This window comes from Streptomyces sp. NPDC048560 (assembly GCF_040650955.1).
GTDB lineage: Bacteria > Actinomycetota > Actinomycetes > Streptomycetales > Streptomycetaceae > Streptomyces.
In genome coordinates, this window is record NZ_JBEZIJ010000002.1 from 731,510 (window position 1) to 755,425 (window position 23,916).

Annotated in this window: 12 protein-coding genes, 1 tRNA gene and 1 pseudogene; 4 read left to right on the plus strand and 10 right to left on the minus strand. The window is 70.0% G+C overall.

Translation table 11 applies throughout. The annotated features are described in order from the left end of the window. Positions 1–30 precede the first annotated feature (30 nt). The 3 genes and pseudogenes from AB0C82_RS09980 (at position 31) to AB0C82_RS09990 (ending at position 6,408) form a co-directional block, all read left to right on the plus strand. Positions 31–4,716, plus strand: coding sequence for a DEAD/DEAH box helicase (locus AB0C82_RS09980; RefSeq protein WP_362838309.1), 4,686 nt, complete (start codon positions 31–33; stop codon positions 4,714–4,716). A gap of 56 nt (positions 4,717–4,772) precedes the next feature. After that, on the plus strand, positions 4,773–5,609 hold the full coding sequence (locus tag AB0C82_RS09985) for a DNA-formamidopyrimidine glycosylase family protein (protein WP_362838312.1): 837 nt from the start codon (positions 4,773–4,775) through the stop codon (positions 5,607–5,609). 36 nt (positions 5,610–5,645) lie between these two features. Then, positions 5,646–6,408 (plus strand): annotated as a pseudogene (locus AB0C82_RS09990) (SDR family NAD(P)-dependent oxidoreductase). Positions 6,409–6,411: 3 nt separating this feature from the next. Here the strand turns inward: AB0C82_RS09990 and AB0C82_RS09995 are convergent. The 9 genes from AB0C82_RS09995 to AB0C82_RS10035 form a co-directional block, all read right to left on the minus strand. Continuing rightward, positions 6,412–6,621, minus strand: a complete 210-nt coding sequence (locus AB0C82_RS09995) for a hypothetical protein (protein ID WP_362838314.1) — start codon at positions 6,619–6,621, stop codon at positions 6,412–6,414. A 182-nt stretch (positions 6,622–6,803) separates the two neighbouring features. Next, a complete protein-coding gene (locus AB0C82_RS10000; RefSeq protein ID WP_069169097.1) occupies positions 6,804–7,187 on the minus strand; it encodes a helix-turn-helix transcriptional regulator in 384 nt (127 codons plus the stop codon). A 109-nt stretch (positions 7,188–7,296) separates the two neighbouring features. Continuing rightward, a complete protein-coding gene (locus AB0C82_RS10005; protein ID WP_362838317.1) occupies positions 7,297–7,806 on the minus strand; it encodes a CinA family protein in 510 nt (169 codons plus the stop codon). After that, positions 7,803–8,609: a CDP-diacylglycerol--glycerol-3-phosphate 3-phosphatidyltransferase gene (pgsA, locus tag AB0C82_RS10010; RefSeq protein ID WP_362838319.1), complete on the minus strand. Its 807-nt coding sequence runs from the start codon at positions 8,607–8,609 to the stop codon at positions 7,803–7,805. The genes AB0C82_RS10005 and pgsA overlap by 4 nt, the downstream gene beginning before the upstream one ends. After that, on the minus strand, positions 8,606–10,084 hold the full coding sequence (gene rimO, locus AB0C82_RS10015) for a 30S ribosomal protein S12 methylthiotransferase RimO (protein ID WP_362838322.1): 1,479 nt from the start codon (positions 10,082–10,084) through the stop codon (positions 8,606–8,608). The genes pgsA and rimO overlap by 4 nt, the downstream gene beginning before the upstream one ends. A gap of 129 nt (positions 10,085–10,213) precedes the next feature. Continuing rightward, positions 10,214–11,014: a helix-turn-helix domain-containing protein gene (locus AB0C82_RS10020; protein WP_362838325.1), complete on the minus strand. Its 801-nt coding sequence runs from the start codon at positions 11,012–11,014 to the stop codon at positions 10,214–10,216. Positions 11,015–11,215: 201 nt separating this feature from the next. Beyond that, on the minus strand, positions 11,216–13,966 hold the full coding sequence (locus AB0C82_RS10025) for a DNA translocase FtsK (RefSeq protein ID WP_362838328.1): 2,751 nt from the start codon (positions 13,964–13,966) through the stop codon (positions 11,216–11,218). Positions 13,967–14,114: 148 nt separating this feature from the next. Beyond that, on the minus strand, positions 14,115–14,798 hold the full coding sequence (locus AB0C82_RS10030) for a response regulator (protein ID WP_362838331.1): 684 nt from the start codon (positions 14,796–14,798) through the stop codon (positions 14,115–14,117). A gap of 244 nt (positions 14,799–15,042) precedes the next feature. Beyond that, positions 15,043–20,490: a HAMP domain-containing protein gene (locus AB0C82_RS10035; protein WP_362838334.1), complete on the minus strand. Its 5,448-nt coding sequence runs from the start codon at positions 20,488–20,490 to the stop codon at positions 15,043–15,045. 402 nt (positions 20,491–20,892) lie between these two features. On the opposite strand from AB0C82_RS10035, the gene AB0C82_RS10040 reads away from it, so the two are divergent. Continuing rightward, positions 20,893–23,517: a SpoIIE family protein phosphatase gene (locus tag AB0C82_RS10040; protein WP_362838337.1), complete on the plus strand. Its 2,625-nt coding sequence runs from the start codon at positions 20,893–20,895 to the stop codon at positions 23,515–23,517. 46 nt (positions 23,518–23,563) lie between these two features. Here AB0C82_RS10040 and AB0C82_RS10045 read toward each other — a convergent pair. Then, positions 23,564–23,636 (minus strand) — tRNA-Thr (locus tag AB0C82_RS10045). Between the last annotated feature and the right edge of the window lie 280 nt (positions 23,637–23,916).

Genomic DNA, 23,916 nt, shown 5'->3' on the forward strand with positions numbered 1-23,916 from the left:
TTGTCAGTGGCGAGGTGCACGATGGGGGACATGGCCGCAACCGCACTCGACTCGTTCTCCCCCGCGACCCGCAGCTGGTTCGAAGGGGCGTTCAGCGCGCCCACCGCGGCGCAGGAGGGGGCATGGCGGGCCATCGCCGAGGGTTCGGACGTGCTCGTCGTCGCGCCCACGGGATCCGGCAAGACCCTCGCCGCGTTCCTGGCCTCGCTGGACCGGCTGGCCGCCGTCCCGCCACCCGCCGACGCGAAGAAGCGCTGCCGTGTGCTGTACGTGTCGCCGCTCAAGGCCCTCGCCGTGGACGTGGAACGCAACCTCCGTTCGCCGCTGACGGGCATCCGCCAGGAGTCCGTACGCCTTGGGCTCCCCGAGCCCGAGGTGCGCGTCGGGATCCGCTCGGGCGACACCCCTCCGGCCGAGCGCCGCTCCATGGCGACCAGGCCGCCCGACATCCTGATCACGACACCGGAATCGCTGTTCCTCATGCTCACCTCCTCGGCCCGGGAAGCCCTGGCCGGCGTCGAGACGGTGATCCTGGACGAGGTGCACGCCGTCGCCGGCACGAAGCGCGGCGCCCACCTGGCGGTCTCGCTGGAGCGTCTCGACGAGCTGCTGCCCCGGCCTGCCCGACGGATCGGCCTGTCGGCGACCGTCCGCCCGGTCGACGAGGTCGCACGCTTCCTGTCGCCCCAGCGGAAGGTGGAGATCGTCCAGCCGCCCTCCACCAAGCAGTTCGACCTCTCGGTGGTCGTGCCCGTCGAGGACCTGGGAGAGCTCGGCGGCTCCCCCGCCACCGACGGCGGAGCCGACCAGGCCGAGAAGCCCTCGATCTGGCCCCACGTCGAGGAGCGGATCGCCGACCTCGTCCAGTCCCACCGCTCCACGATCGTCTTCGCCAACTCCCGCCGCCTCGCGGAACGGCTCTGCAACCGGCTCAACGAGATCGCGTACGAGCGGGCGACGGGCACCGTGTTCGACGAGCACGCCGCCCCGCTGCCCGAGGCCCATTCCCCCGCCGAGATCATGGCCCAGTCCGGCGCGGCCAAGGGCGCCCCCGCACTGCTCGCCCGCGCCCACCACGGATCGGTCTCCAAGGAACAGCGTGCCCAGGTCGAGGAGGACCTCAAGGCAGGGCGGCTGCCCGCCGTCGTCGCCACGTCCAGCCTCGAGCTCGGCATCGACATGGGCGCCGTCGACCTGGTGATCCAGGTCGAGTCCCCGCCGTCCGTCGCCTCCGGACTCCAGCGCGTGGGCCGCGCCGGGCACCAGGTGGGGGCGGTCTCCACCGGAGTGGTCTTCCCGAAGTACCGGGGCGACCTGGTCCAGGCGGCCGTCGTCACCGAGCGGATGCGCGAAGGCGCCATCGAGGCCCTCCGGGTCCCGTCCAACCCACTGGACGTACTCGCCCAGCAACTGGTCGCCATCGTCGCCCTGGACACCTGGCAGGCCGACGACCTGCTGGCCCTGGCCCGCCGCGCCGCGCCCTTCGCCTCGCTCCCGGAGTCCGCGTTCACGGCCGTGCTCGACATGCTCGCCGGCCGCTATCCGTCGGACGCCTTCGCCGAGCTGCGCCCCCGCGTGGTGTGGGACCGCGTCGCCGGTACGGTCACGGGCCGCCCGGGTGCCCAGAGGCTCGCCGTCACCTCCGGCGGAACCATCCCCGACCGGGGACTCTTCGGGGTCTTCCTCGCCGGGGCCGACCCGAAGAAGGGCGGCGGGCGCGTCGGCGAGCTCGACGAGGAGATGGTGTACGAGTCCCGCGTCGGCGATGTCTTCACCCTGGGCACCACGTCCTGGCGGATCGAGGACATCACCCGGGACCGCGTCCTGGTCTCCCCGGCGCCGGGAGTCCCCGGCCGGCTCCCGTTCTGGAAGGGCGACCAGCTGGGCCGCCCGCTGGAGCTGGGCCGCGCCCTGGGCGCGTTCCTGCGGGAGATCGGGGGGCTGTCCCGGGAGGACGCCAGAGCAAGACTGCTGGCCGCCGGCCTGGACGACTGGGCGGCCGACAACATCCTGTCCTATCTGGAGGAACAGGTCCGCGCCTGCGGACACGTGCCGGACGACCGGACCATCCTGGTCGAGCGGTTCCGGGACGAGCTCGGCGACTGGCGGGTCGTCGTGCACTCCCCCTTCGGAGCCCAGGTCCACGCCCCCTGGGCGCTGGCCCTGTCCGCCCGTCTCGCCGAGCGGTACGGCATGGACTCCCAGGTCATGCACGCCGACGACGGCATCGTGCTGCGGCTCCCCGACGCCGACCTGATGGGCCTCGACCTCCTGGACTTCGACCCCGTCGGCCCCGCCCGCGACCCCGGCGCCGCCGGCGGACTCACGCCACCGGACGCCGCCTTCGACAGCGAACAGGCCCCGGTCGGCGCGGCCGACGTCGTCTTCGACAAGGGCGAGATCAGTCAGATCGTCACCGACCAGGTGGGCGGCTCCGCGCTGTTCGCCTCCCGGTTCCGCGAATGCGCAGCACGAGCCCTGCTGCTCCCCCGGCGCAGCCCCGGCAAGCGGACCCCCCTCTGGCAGCAGCGCCAGCGTGCGTCCCAGCTGCTCCAGGTGGCCTCCGAGTTCGGTTCGTTCCCGATCGTCCTCGAAGCGGTCCGCGAATGCCTCCAGGACGTCTTCGACGTCCCGGGCCTCACCGAACTGATGGGTGACCTCGAAGCGAGGCGCATCCGCCTGGTCGAGGTGACCACCCAGGAGCCCTCACCCTTCGCCCGCTCCCTCCTCTTCGGCTACGTCGCGCAGTTCCTGTACGAGGGCGACTCGCCCCTCGCCGAAAGGCGGGCGGCCGCCCTCTCGCTCGACTCCCACCTCCTGGCCGAACTGCTCGGCCAGGCGGAGCTGCGTGAGCTCCTGGACCCGGAGGTGCTCACCGAGCTCGAACAGGAGCTCCAGTGGCTGACCGAGGACCGGAAGATCAAGGACATCGAGGGAGTCGCCGACCTCCTGCGCGTCCTCGGCCCCCTGACCGAGGCGGAGCTGACCGAGCGCGGCGCGCAGCCGCAGTGGGCACCGGAGCTGGAATCGTCCCGCCGGGCGATCCGGGTCCGCATCGCCGGAGCCCCCCACTGGGCTGCCATCGAGGACGCGGGCCGCTTGCGCGACGCCCTGGGCACCGCGCTCCCCGTCGGAGTCCCCGAAGCCTTCACCGAACCGGTGAAGGACCCGCTCGGTGACATCCTCGCCCGCCATGCCCGTACACACGGCCCGTTCACCTCCCCGCAGGCCGCCGACCGCTTCGGTCTCGGCACCGCCGTCACGGACGGGGCCCTGCAGCGGCTGGCGGCCTCGGGGCGGATCGTCCAGGGCGAGTTCCATCCGGCCGGCATCGGCCAGGAGTGGTGCGACGCGACCGTCCTGCGGCGGCTCCGCCGCCGCTCGCTCGCCGCGCTCCGCCACGAACTGGAACCGGTGCCGCCCGCCGCCCTGGCGACCTTCCTTCCCCAGTGGCAGCACCTCGGAGACCACGGCCTGCGCGGAATCGACGGGCTGGCCCGCGCCATCGAGCAGTTGCAGGGCGCCCCCGTTCCCGCGTCGGCCCTGGAGAAGCTGATCCTGCCGAGCCGCGTATCGGGCTACACACCCGCGCTCCTGGACGAGCTGACGACGGCCGGTGAGGTCGTCTGGGCCGGCGCGGGCGCGCTCCCCGGCAAGGACGGCTGGCTCTCCCTCTACCTCGCCGACAGCGCGCCGCTGCTGCTGCCCCCCGCGCACCCGCTCGAGGAGTCCGCCCTGCACGAGTCGGTCATGACCACGCTCACCGGCGGTTACGGCCTGTTCTTCCGCCAGATCGCCGACCAGGTCCGCGCGACCACCCACCCGGACTGCACCGACCCCCAACTGGCCGACGCACTCTGGGACCTGGCCTGGTCGGGCCGTCTCACCAACGACACACTCGCCCCGCTGCGCGCGCTCCTCGGCTCCGGGCGCACGGCGGGTTCCACGGCGCACCGTGCCAGACGCAGCGTCCCTCGCGGCCGTTACGGCACACTGACCGCCGCGGCCCGTCCGGCCTCCCGCACCGGCCCGCCCACGGTCTCGGGCCGCTGGTCCCTGCTCCCGGCGGCCGAGCCGGAGCCGACGCACCGGGCGCACGCGCTGGCCCGCACACTCCTTGACCGCCACGGCGTGGTGACACGCGGCGCGGTGCAGGCGGAAGGAGTCGAGGGCGGCTTCTCCGCGACGTACCGCATCCTCGCCGCGTTCGAGGACAACGGACAGGCGCGTCGCGGCTACGTCGTCGAGGGCCTCGGCGCCGCCCAGTTCGCCATGGAGGGAGCGGTGGACCGGCTGCGAGCCGCGTCCACGGCCCGCGACCGCGCCGACCCGGGCACCGCCCCACGGGCCGTGGTCCTCGCCGCGGCCGACCCGGCCAACGCCTACGGAGCCGCACTGCCTTGGCCCGAGCCACCGGACGGCGCCGGACACAAGCCCGGCCGCAAGGCGGGCGCGCTCGTGGTGCTCGTCGACGGCGAGCTGACGCTCTACATGGAGCGCGGCGGGAAGACCCTGCTGGCCTGGCCGACCGATCCGGAGGACCCGGCACTCAGGGCCGCGGCCGAGGCACTGGCCTCCGCCGCACGGGCCGGAGCACTCGGCACGGTGACCGTGGAGCGCACCAACGGGACCTCGTCCCTCACCTCGCCCCTCGGCCGCACCCTGGAAGCGGCCGGCTTCCTCGCCACCCCGAGGGGCCTGCGCCTGCGCGCCTGATCCGAGCGGGTGCCCACCACATCCCCTGCACGCCCCCGAGTCCGGAGAATGGAGACATGCCCGAAGGAGACACCGTCCTGCAGACCGCCAGACGTCTGCACACCGCGCTCGCAGGTCAGATCCTCACCCACTCCGACCTCCGCGTCCCCCGCCTCGCGACCGTCGACCTGACCGGCCGCGAGGTCCTCGACGTCACCCCTCGCGGCAAGCACCTCCTCACCCGCATCGAAGGCGGTCTGACCCTGCACAGCCACCTGCGCATGGACGGTGCCTGGCGCGTCTTCGCGGCGGGCGAGCGCTGGCGCGGCGGCCCCGACCACCAGATCCGCGCCGTTCTCGGCAACCGCGCGCACACAGCCGTCGGTTACCGCCTCCCCGTCCTGGACCTGCTCCGCACCAGCGACGAGGAGAAGGTCGTGGGCCACCTCGGCCCCGATCTCCTGGGCCCCGACTGGGACCCCGGCACCGCACTGCGCAATCTGCTGTCCGACCCGGACCGCCCGCTCGGCGAAGCGCTCCTGGACCAGCGCAATCTCGCGGGCATCGGCAACGTCTTCAAGTGCGAGCTCTGCTTCATGGCCCGTGCCACCCCCTGGCTCCCCGTCGGCGAACTCCCCGCCACCACCGCCCGCCTGCTGGTCAGCACCGCCAAGCAGCTCCTCGAAGCCAACCGCGACCGCCCCACCCGCACCACCACGGGCAGGACCCCTGCCGCCGACACCCCCCGCACCGGCGCCCGCATCCCCACCCGGGTCCGCCCGCAGGAACACCTCTACGTGTACGGCCGGGAGCGCCGCTCCTGTCTGCGCTGCGGCACACCCATCAGGAAGGCCGTCGACGCCGACCGGCCCACCTACTGGTGCCCGCACTGCCAAGCAGGCCCCACACCATAGTTGACGGCCCGTCAGGTCCGGTCGTACGGTCCCGTCATGCCCCTCTCCGCGTACGACCTCACCGGCCGGTCCGCGTTCGTCACCGGCGCGGCGAGCGGCATCGGCCGCGCCTGCGCGGTGCTGCTCGCCGAAGCGGGAGCCACGATCCACTGCGCCGACCTGGACGAGAAGGGCCTGGGCGAGACGCATGAACTGGTCATCGGCGCAGGTGGCGCGTCCCACACCTATCGCCTCGATGTGACAGACCGTAGTCAGGTCCGGTCCGCGGTCGAGGAGGCCGGCGAGGTGGACATCCTGGCCGCCGTCGCCGGGATCATGCACACGAGCAGCGTCCTCGACACGAAGGACGAGGACCTCGACCGGGTCATGGCGGTCAACTTCAAGGGCGTGCTCCACGCCTGCCAGGAGGTCGCCCGCAGCCTCCTGGCCCGCTCGGCGCCCGGATCGCTCATCACCATGGCCTCCGGTGCGATCGACGCCGCCGGCCCTGGCCTGCTCTGCTACAGCGCCGCGAAAGCGGCGGTCGTCCAGCTCACCAGGACGCTCGCGACGGAGCTCGGCCCGCACTCCATCCGGGTGAACGCCGTCGCCCCCGGCTGGATCCGCACCCCGATGACCGAACGCCACGACGCGGACCAGCAGCAACGGGCGGAAGCCGCGATGGTCCGCGTATCCCCGCTCGGCCGGGTCGGGGAACCGATGGACGTCGCACACGGTCCTGCACCTCGCATCGGACGCCTCGGCCTTCATGACCGGGCAGATCCTGCGGCCGAACGGCGGCGTCGCCATGCCCCGGTGACCCTCACCCGAGCCCGCCCCCGGTGACGCCCCCGGACCGGCCCCCCGCCCGGGCGGGCGAGGTCACGTGGACAGGCAGCAGACTCAGCCCCCACCCGCCGGCCGCCACGGCGCCCTCGATCACCCCGGCATGTTCCGGCGCCAGCACCAGCCGCAGCACCGCCCACCACCACAGCCCGCCGAGGGCGAGCGCCGGCACCCAGCGCCGTGTCATGGCTGCCTCCTCCGGCTCACGCGCGTCCTGGGCAGTTTCCCTCCGGACGGGCGTCGCTGCATCCGCGAAGAGCCCTCACGCGACCCCGGGCACCCGGCGTACGGACCCAGCCACGCAGAAGCCCCGGCCCACCCACGAGGGGCGGACCGGGGCTCCGGTGCACACATGCATGACCGCGCGGATCAGGCGGCGACGACATCCACCGCTTCCGCGGGCGCCTTGATGGTCACCCGGCCCGTCGGCACACCTGCCACCGACGAAACGGAGACTGAGTTGAGCATCGGGCGTACCGGTACTGGTACCGGATCACTGGCTGCCGCCGACTCGGCCAGTTCAGCCAGGGACAGCTCGTCGCTCACTTCACGCATGAGCTCGGACATCCGTACGTCAAGCGCGTCGCAAATCGCGGAGAGCAGCTCGGAGGATGCCTCCTTCTGCCCCCGCTCCACCTCGGACAGATAACCGAGTGAGACCCGGGCGGACGAGGAGACTTCGCGCAGAGTACGGCCTTGGCGCTGGCGCTGCCGACGCAGCACGTCACCAAGCAGGCGACGGAGCAGAATCATCGGTGGCTCCCTCCTCGGACCGCGTAGCCGCATCCTTCACGCCCCACCGTACCGCCTTGCGCTGCGGCCGTGCGGGGAGCGATGTCGTGTTCACTCAGGGCTGCAAACATCAATTCCCCCCGATCTGTTCCGTATCCTGTGCCCTCGCATTTTCACCGAGTTCTCCGGACAGCAGTTCGAGCACGCTCCGTACGCTCTCATTACGGATGTCCGCCCGCCCGCCGTTCAACCGCAACGCGGCGACTTTCTCCACGCCCCCGGGCCCGGAAACCGCCACGAAGACCGTGCCGACGGGCTTGCCGTCCTGCTCCTCGGGGCCGGCGACCCCGGTCGTCGAGATGCCCCAGTCCGCGCCCAGCACCCGGCGCACTCCGGCGGCCATACCCAGCGCCACGTCGGGATCCACAGCGCCTCGCTCGGCCAGAAGGGGCCCGTCGACGCCCAGCACGTCCCTCTTGAGGGCGGTGGCGTACGCCGTGACGGCCCCGCGGAAGGACTGCGAGGCACCGGCGACGGAGGTGATCTCGGCCGCGACCAGACCGCCGGTCAGCGACTCGGCGACGGCGAGGGTCTCACCGCGCTCCACGAGCCGCCCCAGCACTCTGGCCGCGGCCGTCACCGATCGGCCTCCGCGGGCCCGCGCGCCTCGGCACCCGGACGGGAGACGTTCGCGCCGGCGTCCGCGCTCTCGGAGGTCACGGCGCCCAGCGGGGCAGCTCCCGAAACCTCGGCCGCCTCTGCGTCGGCGGCGGCCGTGACGGCCACCAGAGCGGCTACGCGTTCGGCCGCGAGCCCCCTGCGCCGCAGCACCACGGCCTGGCGCACGTAGTCGAGACCGGTGAGCACCGTCAGCGCGACGGCGATCATCATCATCCAGAAGCGGAGGGTGGCCAGCGGCCCGGTCATCACCAGGACGTACATGCCCACGGCCGTGCCCTGGGCCAGCGTCTTGAGCTTGCCGCCTCGACTGGCCGGGATCACCGCGTGGCGGATCACCCAGAAGCGCATGAGCGTGATGCCCAGCTCACGGAAGAGGATCACACCGGTGATCCACCAGGGCAGATCGCCCAGCACCGACAGAGAGACCAGCGCCGCACCCATGATCGCCTTGTCGGCGATCGGGTCGGCGATCTTCCCGAAGTCCGTGACCAGGTTGTACCTGCGCGCCAGATGGCCGTCGAAGAGGTCGGTGATCATCGCGACGGCGAACGCGGCCCAGGCGAAGGCGCGCCAGACCGGGTCGTAGCCGCCGTCGTGGAACAGCAGCATCACGAATCCGGGCACGAGCAGCAGTCGCACCATCGTGAGGATGTTGGCGATGTTCCACAGGCTGGCCTGGTTGACGGCCGCAGTGCCCAGCTTGCCGCCGCGGACCGGCTTCGCGCCGGACCCGCCTGCCGCGGATGCCGGGGCTCCGGTCATCTGGCCACCTCCGCGAGCTCGTGGTGTTCGGCCACGAGGTCCACTCCCTCGGTACCGACGACCTTTGCCTCGACCATACGGCCCGGCACGAGTCCCTCGCGTGCGGTGAAGACGACCTGTCCGTCCGTTTCGGGCGCCTGGTGGGCCGCGCGGCCCACCGCGACCGGTCCGTCCTCCTCGTCCTCGACGGATTCGACGAGCACCTGGAGGGTCTCGCCGATCCGCTCCTCGGCACGCTGCGAGGTGAGCTCCTCGGCCAGCTGCGAGATGTGGGCGAGCCGCTCGGCGATCACCTCGGCGTCCAGCTTGTTCGCGTAACCGACCGCTTCGGTGCCCTCCTCGTCGGAGTATCCGAAGACGCCGATGGCATCCAGCCTGGCGCCGGTGAGGAAGCGTTCCAGCTCGGCGAGGTCGGCCTCGGTCTCGCCGGGGAAGCCCACGATGAAGTTCGACCGCGCACCGGCGTACGGCGCCTTGCCGCGGATCGTCTCCAGCAGTTCGAGGAAACGGTCCGTGTCGCCGAAGCGGCGCATGGCCCTGAGCACCTCGGGGGCGGAGTGCTGGAAGGAGAGGTCGAAGTACGGGGCGACCTTGGGCGTGGACGTCAGGACGTCGATCAGCCCGGGCCGCATCTCGGCGGGCTGGAGGTAGCTGACCCTGATCCGCTCGATGCCCTCGACCTCCGCGAGCTCCGGCAGGAGGGTCTCCAGGAGCCGGATGTCACCGAGGTCCTTGCCGTACGAGGTGTTGTTCTCGGAGACGAGCATGACCTCCTTGACTCCCTGCTCGGCCAGCCAGCGGGTCTCACCCAGGACGTCGGAGGGACGCCGGGAGATGAAGGAGCCGCGGAAGGAGGGGATGGCGCAGAAGGAGCAGCGGCGGTCGCAGCCGGAGGCCAGCTTCACCGAGGCGACCGGGCTCGTGCCGAGCCGGCGGCGCAGCGGTGCCCGGGGGCCGGACACCGGGGCGACACCCTCGGGCAGGTCCTCGGGGGCAGCGGCGATCTCCTGCGCGTGCCCGGGGAGTGCCACGGAGGCGTCCTGGCGGTCCGCCGGGCTGATCGGCAGCAGCTTGCGCCGGTCACGAGGCGTGTGCGAGGCGTGGATTCCGCCGTTGAGGATCGTCTGCAGACGGTCGGAGATGTCGGCGTAGTCGTCGAAGCCGAGCACCCCGTCCGCCTCCGGCAGGGCCTCGGCGAGGTCCTTGCCGTAACGCTCGGCCATGCAGCCGACGGCGACCACGGCCTGGGTTCTGCCGTGGTCCTTCAGGTCATTGGCTTCGAGGAGGGCGTCGACGGAGTCCTTCTTGGCGGCCTCGACGAATCCACAGGTGTTGACGACGGCGACGTCGGCGTCGGAGGCGTTCTCGACGAGCTCCCAGCCGTCCGCTGCCAAGCGGCCTGCAAGCTCCTCCGAGTCCACCTCGTTACGGGCGCATCCGAGAGTGACAAGGGCGACGGTACGGCGTTCGGGCATGGACTCAAGACTACTTTGTCCCGGCACTGGCCCCGCCGTGCAGGGTTCCCCCCTTACAGGCAGTGACAAAGACGGTGAGCGCCCGGCAGAACTGCCGGACGCTCACCGTGGTGGAAGGGGTGGTGCGGGTCAGCCCGCTTCGGGGTCGCCCTTGGTGTAGGAGAGCCGCTCGACCTGTCCGGGCTCGAAGCGGTCCTGGACCTTCTTGCCGTTCACGAAGAGCTCGATCGCCCCGGCGTCGCCGAGGACGAGGTCGATGCGCTCCTTGTCCTGGAACGTCTTGGACTGGCCCTGGAGCAGCAGCCCGTCGAAGAGCAGTCGCCCGTTGTGGTCCTTGGCGGAGATCCAGCTCTTGCCCTGTACGGCGCTGAGCTTGACCGTCACCTTGTCCCGCGGAGCCGCCGCGATGGCGCTCTCCGAGGGCACGGGCTTGGGATCGGACGGCTTGGTGGTGGTGGGCTTGGGAGTGGTCTTGTCGGCCGTCGAGCCCTCGGCGACCTGAGCCGTGCTCGGGCGTTCGTCCTCGCTGCTGAACAGCGTGAAACCGACGAAGCCGACCACGACGACGATGGCCGCGACCATGGCCGCGGTCCAATTGGGCCGTCGGGGTTCCGAACGGATGCGTTCGGCCTCGAACAGCGGCGCCGCAGGAGTCGGAACCGGACGGCCGCCGTGCTCGTCGTCGTACTGAGCGACAAGCGGGTCCGGATCGATACCGACGGCACGGGCGAGCGTACGGATGTGACCGCGCGCGTAGACGTCGCCGCCACAGCGCGAGAAGTCGTCCTCCTCGATCGCGTGCACGATGGGGATGCGCACCCGGGTGGAGCCGCTGACTTCCTCGACCGTCAGACCTGCGGCGATACGAGTCTGCTGGAGCACGCGACCGATCGAAGGCCGGTCGTCTTCGGGGGAGTTGCCGATGGACACGGGGGCGCCTTTCGAGCGTGAGCCACCTGCTGGATGTTCAGTCTAGGGGGGGTACGAAAGGGTGGGGCAACCGGGAGGGACGACTTTGTACGCCATCGGGTTCCCCGGAGAGCCCTGCGGACAGAGCGGGAAGCGGAACATCTTTCCGTCCCTCCCCACAACTTGACGTACGACCGGGCGAAACGGTTGCCCACAAAACCCCTACGAAGCGGTTTCCCCCCGAATGATGGACAACACCCCGTCGAGTTCGTCCGGTTTCACGAGCACGTCGCGGGCCTTGGACCCCTCGCTCGGCCCGACGATGTTGCGCGACTCCATCAGGTCCATCAGCCTCCCCGCCTTGGCGAAGCCCACACGGAGCTTGCGCTGGAGCATCGAGGTCGAGCCGAACTGCGTGGTGACGACGAGCTCGGCGGCCTGGCAGAGCAGATCGAGGTCGTCGCCGATGTCCTCGTCGATCTCCTTCTTCTGCTTGGTGCCGACGACGACGTCCTCGCGGAAGACCGGCGCCATCTGATCCTTGCAGTGCTGGACGACGGCGGCGACCTCGTCCTCGGTGACGAACGCTCCCTGCATACGCGTGGGCTTGTTCGCCCCCATCGGCAGGAACAGTCCGTCACCCTTTCCGATGAGCTTTTCGGCGCCCGGCTGATCGAGGATGACGCGGCTGTCGGCGAGCGAGGAAGTCGCGAAGGCCAGACGGGACGGCACATTGGCCTTGATCAGACCGGTCACGACATCGACCGAGGGCCGCTGCGTGGCGAGCACCAGATGGATACCGGCGGCGCGGGCGAGCTGCGTGATGCGGACGATGGAATCCTCCACGTCACGGGGCGCGACCATCATGAGGTCGGCGAGCTCGTCGACGATGACCAGCAGATACGGGTACGGCGACAGCTCGCGCTCGCTGCCCTCAGGCGCCTTCGCCTTGCCGTTGCGCACGGCATGGTTGAAGTCGTCGATGTGCCGGTATCCGTACGCCGCCAGGTCGTCGTAGCGCAGATCCATCTCCCGCACGACCCACTGCAGCGCCTCGGCGGCCTTCTTCGGGTTGGTGATGATGGGGGTGATCAGATGGGGAATGCCCTCGTACGCGGTCAGCTCGACCCGCTTCGGGTCGACCAGCACCATGCGGACGTCGTCCGGGGTGGCCCGCACCATCACCGAGGTGATCAGACAGTTGATGCAGGAGGACTTACCCGACCCGGTCGCGCCCGCGACCAGGACGTGCGGCATCTTGGCGAGGTTGGCCATCTCGTAGCCGCCCTCGACGTTCTTGCCGAGCGCGACCAGCATCGGGTGATCGTCCTCCGCCGCGTCCGCGAGCCGCAGCACGTCGCCGAGGTTGACCATCTCGCGGTCGGAGTTGGGGATCTCGATACCGACGGCCGACTTCCCCGGGATCGGCGAGATGATCCGTACGTCCGGGCTGGCGACCGCGTAGGCGATGTTCTTGGTGAGGGCGGTGATCCGCTCGACCTTCACGGCCGGGCCGAGCTCCACCTCGTACCGCGTGACCGTCGGCCCCCTCGTGAAGCCCGTGACGGCCGCGTCGACCTTGAACTCCGTGAACACGTTCGTCAGTGACGCCACGACCACGTCGTTGGCGGCGCTGCGCGTCTTGCCGGGTCCGCCGCGCTCCAGCAGGTCGAGCGAGGGCAGCGAGTACGTGATGTCGCCCGAGAGCTGGAGCTGCTCGGCACGGGCGGGCAGCGCCTCGGAACGCTCTGGGGCCGGCTTCGTCAGATCGGGTACGCCGGCGGACGGCGAGGCCGCCCTCTCGCCGGGCCTCGGCCGCTCCGCCTCACGGGCGCCGGGCACCGGCGTCCTCTCGCGTCCGCGATCGCGGTCGGCGGAGACGCCCTGCGTCAGATCCGCGACGACCGGCGAGGGCGGCATCCCGTTGAGGACAGCGCCGTCGAGGGCCGCCGCGGCGGCGGCCGCGACGTCCACGGCGTCCATCGTCCGGTTCATGGCCGGCTGCACGGACGGCCTGCGCGGCCTGCGCCGCTTCGAGAGCGCCGCCGACTCGGCGAGACCGGGGTCGTGGTCCACGTCCGCCTCGGAGCGGCGTGCGGTACGGCGTGACCGCTCGGGCAGCGCCTCGCGCCACTGCTCGTCGTACCGGTCGTCGTCGCTCTCGCCCTCCGCGCCCGGCCCGTACGCCGGTTCGACGATGCCGAGCTTCACACCGAGCAGACGCAGCCGCTGCGGAATGGCGTTGACCGGGGTCGCGGTGACGACGAGCAGCCCGAAGACGGTCAGGAGCAGCAGCAGCGGCACGGCGAGCACGTCGCCCATGGTGAAGACGAGCGGCTTGGACGCGGCCCAGCCGATCAGACCGCCCGCGTCCTGCATCGCTTCCGTACCGTCCTCGCGACCGGGTGAGCCGCAGGCGATGTGGACCTGTCCGAGCACGCCCAGCACGAGGGCGGAAAGGCCGATGACGATACGGCCGTTGGCCTCGGGCTTCTCGGGATAGAGGATCAGCCGTACGGCGACGACGCCCAGCAGTATCGGTACGAGCAGATCGAGCCGCCCGAACGCCCCAGTCACCAGCATCTCGACGAGGTCACCGACCGGCCCGCGCAGATTCGACCAGGTGCCCGCGGCCACGATCAGCGCGAGGCCGAGCAGCAACAGGGCGAGCCCGTCCTTGCGGTGAGCGGGGTCGAGTCCCTTCGCGCCACGCCCTATCGACCGGAACATCGCTCCGACCCCGTGCGCGATCCCGAGCCAGATCGCGCGAACGAGCCGGTAGATGCCGCCGGTCGGGGAGGGCGCGGGCTTGGGCACCGCCTTCTTGGCAGGCGCTTTCCTGGGCGCCGCGGTCTTCTTCGCGGCGGACTTCTTGGCGGGCGCGGCTTTCTTCGCCGGCCCCTGGGTACGGCCGACGCGCTTCGCGGTGCCCGCCGTGCCCTGGGAACCCTTGCCGGACGTACGTGAGGCCATGGGCCAGAGGTTACCGGTGCTTACGCCGGTGGACACGTGTGCCTACTGCTTCACCCGACCGTGTCGCCCTGCGGGGGCCGCGAACTGACGCACGCTCATGCGCCGGCCGCGGGCTCGGCCCCGTGCGCGGGGCCGGGAGGTGGAGAGGTCAGCCCTGCGAGGGCAGCACGGACGAGGAACCGCCGGTGCCCGGCTCCAGCGCGTCGAGCGCGCGGCGGAGCCCGGTGAGCTTGCGTTCCAGATGGGCCGCGGTCGCGACGGCCGCCGCGTCAGCCGATTCGTCGTCGAGCTGCTTGGAGAGCGCCTCCGCCTGCTCCTCGACCGCCGCGAGCCGCGCCGAGAGTTCGGCCAGCAGACCGGCCGGCTCCTTCTCGTGGGCCGCGCCCGTGTGACCGCTGCCTTCGAGCTGGAGCCGCAGGAGCGCGGCCTGCTCACGCAGCTGGCAGTTCTTCATGTACAGCTCGACGAAGACCGAGACCTTGGCACGCAGCACCCACGGGTCGAACGGCTTCGAGATGTAGTCCACCGCGCCGGCCGCGTAACCCCTGAAGGTGTGATGCGGACCGTGGTTGATCGCGGTGAGGAAGATGATCGGGATGTCCCGGGTCCGCTCTCGCCGCTTGATGTGCGCGGCGGTTTCGAATCCGTCCATACCCGGCATCTGGACGTCCAGCAGAATGACCGCGAAGTCGTCCGTGAGCAGCGCTTTGAGCGCTTCCTCCCCTGACGATGCCCGTACCAGTGTCTGATCGAGCGCAGAGAGGATGGCCTCCAGCGCCAGCAGATTCTCCGGCCGGTCATCGACCAGGAGGATCTTGGCCTTCTGCACCATGGCCCGCCCTCCTCGCCCCGGCTTCGCACCGGGGGCCGCCCCAGGGGACGACTCCCTTACGCCGTCCGTCCTTGTGCCGGTCATGGTAGCCGCACCCCGCCCGTCACCACACCCTGTCACCGCGATGTCACTGTGCACGTACCGAAAACGCGGTGCGAGACGAGAAGGTTCCCCGGATACCCCGTACTCACACCCGTTCAGACAGAGTCGATCAGCAACTCATCGCGATTCTTTTCATTAGTCATCACTCACCACGCATCCACTGCTCCATGACAGACAGCAAGTGATCAGGGTCGACCGGCTTGGTGACATAGTCGGAAGCGCCGCAGTCGATCGCCTTTTCCCGGTCACCCTTCATCGCCTTCGCGGTGAGCGCGATGATCGGCAGTCCGGCGAACTGCGGCATCCTGCGGATCGCCGTCGTCGTCGCGTAACCGTCCATCTCGGGCATCATGATGTCCATCAGCACGACCGTCACATCGTCGTGCTGCTCCAGGACTTCGATGCCCTCGCGGCCGTTCTCCGCGTACAGCACGGACAGCCCATACTGTTCCAGCACGCTGGTGAGCGCGAAGACGTTACGGATGTCGTCGTCGACGATCAGTACCTTCTCGCCATGGAACCGGAACGTCCGCCGCGGCTCCTGCTCCTCCTGCCCCGTCGGCGCTTCCTGCACCCACTCCTCGTGCGCGGCACTCCCCGCGCTCTGCCGGCCGCTCGGCAGGGCGGCCTGCCGGGCCGAGGCGCCCAGGGCGTTGCGCCGGCGCCGGAACATGCCCGCCGTCGCCGCCGGGTCACCCAGCCGCGGCTGCGTCCCGCCGGTCGCACGACCTTCGGGGGTCTCCGGGCGCAGACCGCTCTCGACCGCGTTGCCGTGCGCCTCGTCGGGGCCCCCCAGTTGCGGGTAGCCCTGCGCCGGCAGTTCGCTCGCGTGCAGCGGCAGGTAGAGCGTGAAGGTGGAACCGCGGCCCGGCTCGCTCGCCGCGTGGATCTCACCGCCCAGCAGCCGGGCGATCTCCCGGCTGATGGAGAGACCGAGTCCCGTACCGCCGTACTTGCGGCTGGTCGTCCCGTCCGCCTGCTTGAACGCCTCGAAGATCACCAGCATCTTGCTGGACGCGATCCCGATGCCGGTGTCGGTGACCGAGAACGCGATCAGGTCGGCGTCCGCGTCCCGCAGCGAACCCGCCTCCAGCAGATGCTCCCGGATCGAGTTGGGCACATCGGCGCCGGCCGGCCGGATCACCAGCTCGACGGCCCCGCTGTCGGTGAACTTCACCGCGTTGGAGAGGAGGTTGCGCAGCACCTGCAGAAGCCGCTGCTCGTCCGTGTGCAGCGTGGCCGGCAGCTCCGGCGACACCCGTACGGAGAAGTCGAGCCCCTTCTCCGCGGTGAGCGGCCGGAACGTCGCCTCCACGTAGTCGACCAGCTGGACCAGCGCGATCCGGGTCGGGCTGACATCCATCTTGCCCGCTTCGACCTTCGAGAGATCGAGGATGTCGTTGATCAGCTGGAGCAGATCGGAACCTGCACCGTGGATCGTCTCGGCGAACTCGACCTGCTTCGGCGAGAGGTTGCCCTCGGCGTTGTCCGCGAGCAGCTTGGCCAGGATGAGCAGCGAGTTGAGGGGCGTGCGCAGCTCGTGCGACATGTTCGCCAGGAACTCGGACTTGTAGCGCATGGAGACGGCGAGCTGTTCGGCACGCTCCTCCAGCACCTGCCGGGCCTCCTCGATCTCGGTGTTCTTCACCTCGATGTCACGGTTCTGCTGGGCCAGCAGCTCGGCCTTCTCCTCCAGTTCGGCGTTGGACTCCTGAAGAGCCTTCTGCCGGTTCTCCAACTCCTGCGAGCGGTCACGGAGTTGCTCGGTCAGCTCCTGCGACTGTTCGAGGAGCTTCTCCGTCTTGGTGTTGACACTGATGGTGTTGACGCTCGTCGCGATCATCTCGGCGAGCTGGTTGAGGAAGTCCCGCTGGATGTGCGTGAACGGCTGGAACGAGGCCAGCTCGATCACACCGAGGACCTTCCCCTCGAAGAGCACCGGCAGCACGATCACGTGCGCGGGCGGCGCCTCCCCGAGACCGGAGGAGATCTTCAGATAGCCCGGCGGCACGTTGTCCACCTGGATCGTCCGCTTCTCCTCGGCCGCCGTCCCGATGAGCGTCTCACCCGGCCGGAAGGACGTCGGCATCGAGCCGGCCGAGTATCCGTAGCTGCCGCGCATACGCAGTACGTATGTACTCTCCCGGCCACCGTCCGCGCCCACCTCGTCGGTGTCGCCCGGCGTCATGGCCAGGAAGAACGCACCGTGCTGGGCCGAGACCACCGGAGTCAGCTCGCTCATGATCAGCGAGGCCACGTCGTCCAGATCGCGGCGGCCCTGCATGAGGCCGGAGATCCTGGCGAGGTTGCCCTTGAGCCAGTCCTGCTCCTTGTTGGCCAGGGTCGTGTCGCGCAGGTTCGCGATCATGGTGTTGATGTTGTCCTGCAGCACCTGGATCTCGCCGGCCGCGTCCACGTCGATCTTGAGATTGAGATCGCCGCGCGTCACCGCGGTGGCGACGGCCGCGATGGCACGCACCTGCCGGGTGAGGTTTCCGGCCATCTCGTTCACGGACTCGGTGAGGTCGCGCCACGTGCCGTCCACGTCACGGACCCGCGCCTGGCCGCCCAGCTGCCCCTCGGTACCCACTTCGCGGGCCACCCGGGTCACCTGCTCGGCGAACGACGACAGCTGGTCCACCATCGTGTTGATGGTGTTCTTCAGCTCCTGGATCTCACCACGCGCGTCGATGTCGATCTTCTTGGTGAGATCACCCTTGGCGATGGCCGTGGTGACGGTCGCGATCTGCCGCACCTGACCCGTCAGGTTCGACGCCATCGAGTTCACCGACTCGGTCAGGTCCTTCCACGTACCCGAGACACCCGGGACGCGCGCCTGGCCGCCCAGCTCGCCCTCCGTACCCACCTCACGGGCCACACGTGTCACTTCGTCGGCGAACGAGGACAGCGTCGTCACCATCGTGTTGACGGTGTCCGCCAGCTCCGCGACCTCGCCGCGCGCCTCGACCGTGACCTTCTTCGTCAGATCACCGTTGGCGACCGCGGACGAGACCCGCGAGATGTTGCGCACCTGACTGGTCAGGTTGTTGGCCATCAGGTTGACGTTGTCGCTGAGGTCCTTCCAGATGCCCGTCGCACCGCGCACCCGGGCCTGACCACCGAGGATGCCCTCGGTGCCCACCTCACGGGCGACCCTGGTCACCTCGTCGGCGAAGTTCAGCAGCTGGTCGACCATCGTGTTGACGGTCGTCACCAGTTCGAGGATCTCGCCCTTGGCGTCAACGGTGATCTTCTTGGAGAGATCGCCCTTGGCGACCGCCGTGGTGACCTCGGCGATGTTGCGCACCTGCATGGTCAGGTTGTTCGCCATGCCGTTGACGGACTGGGTCAGGTCCTTCCACGTACCGGACACGCCCTGCACCTCGGCCTGACCGCCCAGAATGCCTTCCGTACCCACCTCGCGGGCGACCCTGGTCACCTGCTCGGCGAAGTTGGACAGCTGGTCCACCATCGTGTTGAGGGTGTTCTTCAGCTCCAGGATCTCGCCCCGGGCATCCACGTCGATCTTCTGCGACAGGTCACCCCGGGCCACCGCCGTGGCGACCTGGGCGATGTTACGGACCTGAGCGGTCAGGTTCCCGGCCATGCCGTTCACCGAATCGGTCAGGTCCCGCCACACGCCTGCCACACCGGGCACCTGCGCCTGACCGCCGAGCCGCCCGTCCGTACCCACCTCACGGGCCACCCGCGTCACCTGCTCGGCGAACGCGGAGAGCTGGTCCACCATCGTGTTGATGGTGTTCTTCAGCTCCAGGATCTCGCCCCGGGCATCCACGTCGATCTTCTGCGACAAATCACCCCGGGCCACCGCCGTGGTCACCTGCGCGATCTGACGCACCTGGGAGGTCAGGTTCCCCGCCATGAAGTTGACGGAGTCGGTGAGCTCCTTCCACGTACCGGAGACACCGTCGACCCGCGCCTGTCCGCCCAGGCGGCCCTCCGTACCCACGTCCCGCGCCATCCGGGTCACCTGGTCGGCGAACGAGGACAGCTGCGCCACCATCGTGTTGACGGTGTTCTTCAGCTCCAGCATCTCGCCGGCGACATCGACGGTGACCTTCTGCGACAGATCACCGTTGGCGACCGCCGTCGTCACCTGCGCGATGTCCCGCACCTGACCCGTCAGGTTCCGGAACGCCGTGTTCACCGAGTCGGTGAGGTCCTTCCACGTCCCGGCCGCACCCGGCACCTCGGCCTGCCCGCCGAGGCGGCCCTCGACGCCGACCTCCCGGGCTACCCGGGTGACCTCCGAACCGAAGGACTGGAGCTGGTCCACCATCGTGTTGACGGTGTTCTTCAGCTCCAGCATCTCGCCGGCCACGTCGACGGTGACCTTCTGCGTCATGTCGCCGCTGGCGACCGCGGTGGTCACCTGCGCGATGTCCCGCACCTGCGTCGTCAGGTTCCGGAAGACCGTGTTCACCGAGTCGGTGAGGTCCTTCCAGGTCCCCGCCGCACCCGGCACCTGCGCCTGACCGCCGAGCAGACCCTCGCCACCGACCTCACTGGCCACCCGGGTGACCTCGTCCGCGAAGGTACGCAGCGTCTCGGTCATCTGGTTGATCGTCTCGGCCAGCTGCGCGACCTCGCCGCGCGCGCTCACCGTGACCTTCTGCGACAGGTCACCGTTGGCGACCGCCGTCGTCACCTCCGCGATACCGCGCACCTGGGAAGTCAGGTTCCCGGCCATCGTGTTGACGGAGTCGGTCAGGTCCTTCCACACCCCGGCCACACCCGGCACCGTGGCCTGACCACCCAGCTCGCCCTCCGTACCGACCTCACGCGCGACCCGCGTCACCTCGGAGGAGAACGAGGACAGCTGGTCGACCATCGTGTTGACGGTGTTCTTCAGCTGAAGCATCTCGCCGGCCACATGAACGGTGACCTTCCGTGACAGGTCACCCTTGGCGACCGCCGTCGTCACCAGAGCGATGTCTCGCACCTGCGCGGTCAGCCGGTACGCCATGGTGTTCACGGAATCCGTGAGGTCTTTCCATGAACCGGACATGCCGCGGACCTGGGCCTGACCACCCAGTTTGCCCTCGGTACCCACCTCGACCGCGACCCGCGTCACCTGCTCGGTGAACGCCGACAGCTGATCGACCAGGTTGTTGACCGTGCGCGCGACCTTCAGGAACTCACCACGCAGCGGCCGGACCGTCTCGTCGGCCGTGTGCGACCGCAGCTCCATACGCTGCTCGAGATCACCGTCGGCGACCGCCGACAGCACCCGTCCGACCTCCGAGACCGGCCGGGCCAGATCGTCCACGAGCTCGTTGGACGCGTCGATGGCAGCCGCCCAGGACCCCTCACAGGCCCCGGTCTCCAGGCGCTCGGTGAGCTTTCCCTCGCGTCCGACCACACGGCGTACACGTGCCAGCTCGCCGGTGAGGTGGAGATTCCGGTCCGCGACCTCGTTGAAGACCGCCGCGATCTCGGTCAGCACGCCGTCGCCGGAGACGGTCAGCCGCCGGCGGAAGTTGCCGTCCCGCATCGCCACGAGGGCCGCGAGCAGTCTGTTCAGAGCTGCCGCATCCACATCGATGGTCCCATTGCGCTGTTTTTTCACGGACTGTCCGCCTTTTGTGCGCGTGCCTGAACCCCGCGCCGCCACGCCAGACTCCACCGTGTCCCTCCCGCAGGGGTTGACCGTATCGCTCGGGCCTATCCGGAAGCTTGCCCAGATCTTCTTTGGCTCACCGCCCCAGGACACCGTTGACGGGTGACCATGCGGACGTCAAATCGTTGAAACGTACCAGGCCACACCTGTCCGGGGTGGAACCTCCGACGGTTACCCCCCATCCTCCCTCCCGAAGACCACAGTTGTGCGCCCGCGCACGACTACCGGGCCTCCTCCGTACCGAAGTCGGCCCTCGTGTACCCGGGACGGTGACCGAGCGTCTAGCCTGGCTAGGCGAATCGAAGCGGCAAGAATCGGGCACAGGACTCGGGGAAGCGACGAGACACCAATATGGGGAGTGCTGTGATCACCGCCCGCGCGGCCGCCACCTTCGACCCGGTCGGGCGTTCGGTCGCGACCGCCCGCGCCTTTGTCCGTGACACGCTCCAGGGATGGGGCTACACGGACGTCGTCGACGACGCCGTGGTCCTCACCAGCGAACTTGTCACGAACGCCGTCGTCCACGCGGGGACCGCGGCGGACGTCCTGTGCCTGCGCACCGAGGACGGCGTACGGATCGAGGTCTCCGACCACTACCCCGAGCGGGAAGTCCCACTGCGGGGCTCCGTCATGGACATGAGCCCGGAGCGCGAGAGCGGTCGCGGCCTGCTGCTCTGCGGCGCGCTCGCCTCCCGCTGGGGCGTCGAGTACACCCCCACGCACAAACACGTCTGGTTCCAGCTCGATCTGCCCGAGCGCCCTGTCGGAATCCGCTCCGCGGGCCCCGTCCTGCCCACGGCCCTGCTCCCCGTCACCGACGAACGGGTACGGGTGGCCGTCGTCCAGATCGACAGCACGGGCGCGGTCACCGCGTGGAACGACGACGCCGCCTTCCTCTTCGGTCACACGGCCGAGCAGGTCACCGGCAAGCAGCTCACCGACTTCGCGGCCTGGCCGCAGACGCCCGGCACCAGCACCGGCATCGCCGACGCGCTCCAGCTCTCCCGCTGGGAGGGCAGCTACGGGTTCCGCGGCGCCGACGGCCGCGTCATCCCCGTTTACGCCTCGCACCTGCGGGTCCGCGACACCCAGGGGGAACCGTCAACGGTCTGCCTCCTCGTACGCGACTACGAGCGCGCCGTGCTCCAGTCCCCCGTGCGCACGCCGGTCACCGACACGGGCGCCGAGCACCGGACCACGGACCCGTTCGAGGTCTTCATCGGCTCCCCCGCCCCTGACGACCTGGACGGACTGCTCCAGCGCACGGTGGAACGGGCCCGCGACATGCTCGACGCCGACTCGGCGTTCCTGCTGCTCGCCACCGACGACGAGACCGAGCTCGAAGTACGGGCCACGACCGGACTCCCCTCGGCCCGCCAGCGCTTCGCCAGGGTTCCCGTCGAAGCCGGCACAGGACGGTACGGCTCCGCCAGGATGCCCGCGGTCCACGAAGACCTCACGGCCGTACCCGGCGCCGTCCCCCTTCTCATCGACACCGGGATGAGATCCGTCGTCACGGTGCCGCTGAAGGTCGAGGGCCGGCTCACCGGCTCCCTCGGCGTCGCCGCCGAAGCACCGGGCCGCTACTCCAACGAAGAGGCCCTGCGTCTCCAGTTCGCCGCCGACCGCATCGCCCTGGCCGTCGAATCGGCCCGACTCGGCGAACTGGAACGGCTGCGCCGCGGTTCCCTGTCCTTCCTCGTCGAGGCCTCCGACCTGCTCGCGGGAACCCTCGACCGGGACCAGACACTGGCGCTCATGGCCCAGATGACGGTCCCCACCCTGGCCACCTGGTGCGCCGTCTACACGATCGCCGACCAGTCCTCGGAGCCGTACCTCTCGTACGTCCTCCACGAGGACGAGGAGCTCATCGACGGCCTCAAGGCCCTGCTCTCCAAGATCGCGCCGCCGGACCCGGTACCGGCCCCCGGGGCACGCGTCTGGTCCGCCCCGTCGGAAGCCGCCCACCGGGCGGCCCTCAACACGTCCACGCGCAGCCTGGACCGCGACGCGCCCCTCAGCATGGGAATGGCGACGCGCACGATTCTGGCCACGGCCTCGGCGGTGGGCGGCGAGACGGTGGTACTCCCCCTGGTCGCCCGCAACCGCGTCATCGGAATGCTCACGCTCGGCAAGCCCTCGGACGACCACTTCCGCCAGGAGATCCTGGAACTGGCCGAGGACCTCTCCCGCCGTGCCGCACTGGCCCTCGACAACGCCCGCCTCTACTCGGAGCGCATGGCGATCAGCCAGTCGCTCCAGCGCAGCCTGCTGCCCCCGGGGCTCCCCGACGTGCCCAACGTCGAGATCGAGGTCATCTACCGCGCCGCCGGCGAGGGCAACGAGGTCGGGGGCGACTTCTACGACGTCTTCCCGATCCACGACGGCGCCTACGGCTTCGCCATCGGTGACGTCTGCGGTACGGGCCCGGAGGCAGCGGCGGTCACGGGCCTCGCCCGCCACGCACTGCGCCTGCTGGCCCGGGAGGGCTTCCCCGGCCCGGCGGTCCTTGAGCGTCTCAACGCGGCCATCCTCGACGAGGGAACCCGCAGCCGCTTCCTGACCCTCCTGTACGGGGAGCTGTGGCCCCAGGAGGACGGCAGCGCGCTCCTGAAGGTGGTGTGCGCGGGCCATCCCCTGCCGTTGCGTCTCAAGCAGGACGGCACGGTCGTAGCCGCGGCAGAACCTCAGCCCCTGCTCGGCGTCATCGAGGACCTGGAACTCTACGAGCAGGAGGTCACCCTCGATCCGGGCGACGTCCTGCTGTGCGTCACGGACGGCGTCACCGAACGCCGCGAGGGTGCCCGGATGCTCGGCGACGACGGCCTCGCCGACGTGCTGGCCACCTGTACGGGCCTCACGGCCGGAGCGGTGGCCGCACGCATTCTGCGCGCGGTCGAACGCTTCGCCGCTGAGCCGGCCTCGGACGACATGGCCATCCTGGCCATGAGGGTGCCCGAGCCGCCCCTCCTCTAGACATAAGAAAGGCCCCCGCCATTGGCGGGGGCCTTTCTTATTACTGAGCCCCAATGCGGAATCGAACCGCAGACCTTCTCCTTACCATGGAGACGCTCTACCGACTGAGCTATTGGGGCCTCGCTGCCCTGCGGCAACGAGCTAAAGCATACCTTGAGTTCGAGGGTACGCAAAACCCTGACGACCGACCCGCTGGAGCGCCGACGGAAGCACCCGCGCACGGCACCCGACCATCGGGCCGGTAGCCGGCAGGGCATCCGCCCACAAGTGGCGATAAACGCAGAAAAGCCCCGTACCTTGCGGTACGGGGCTTTCCCGGAATAATTGTTCGGCGGCGTCCTACTCTCCCACAGGGTCCCCCCTGCAGTACCATCGGCGCTGAAAGGCTTAGCTTCCGGG

What these genes read in the sequence shown, in the direction of transcription:
- pgsA (WP_362838319.1), bottom strand. Translation starts at nt 8,609, where the DNA reads ATGACCGGAGCCCCGGCATCCGCGGCAGGCGGGTCCGGCGCGAAGCCG.
- AB0C82_RS10040 (WP_362838337.1), top strand. Translation starts at nt 20,893, where the DNA reads ATGGGGAGTGCTGTGATCACCGCCCGCGCGGCCGCCACCTTCGACCCG.
- AB0C82_RS10000 (WP_069169097.1), bottom strand. Translation starts at nt 7,187, where the DNA reads ATGATTCTGCTCCGTCGCCTGCTTGGTGACGTGCTGCGTCGGCAGCGC.
- AB0C82_RS09985 (WP_362838312.1), top strand. Translation starts at nt 4,773, where the DNA reads ATGCCCGAAGGAGACACCGTCCTGCAGACCGCCAGACGTCTGCACACC.
- AB0C82_RS09995 (WP_362838314.1), bottom strand. Translation starts at nt 6,621, where the DNA reads ATGACACGGCGCTGGGTGCCGGCGCTCGCCCTCGGCGGGCTGTGGTGG.
- AB0C82_RS10025 (WP_362838328.1), bottom strand. Translation starts at nt 13,966, where the DNA reads ATGGCCTCACGTACGTCCGGCAAGGGTTCCCAGGGCACGGCGGGCACC.
- AB0C82_RS10030 (WP_362838331.1), bottom strand. Translation starts at nt 14,798, where the DNA reads ATGGTGCAGAAGGCCAAGATCCTCCTGGTCGATGACCGGCCGGAGAAT.
- rimO (WP_362838322.1), bottom strand. Translation starts at nt 10,084, where the DNA reads ATGCCCGAACGCCGTACCGTCGCCCTTGTCACTCTCGGATGCGCCCGT.
- AB0C82_RS09980 (WP_362838309.1), top strand. Translation starts at nt 31, where the DNA reads ATGGCCGCAACCGCACTCGACTCGTTCTCCCCCGCGACCCGCAGCTGG.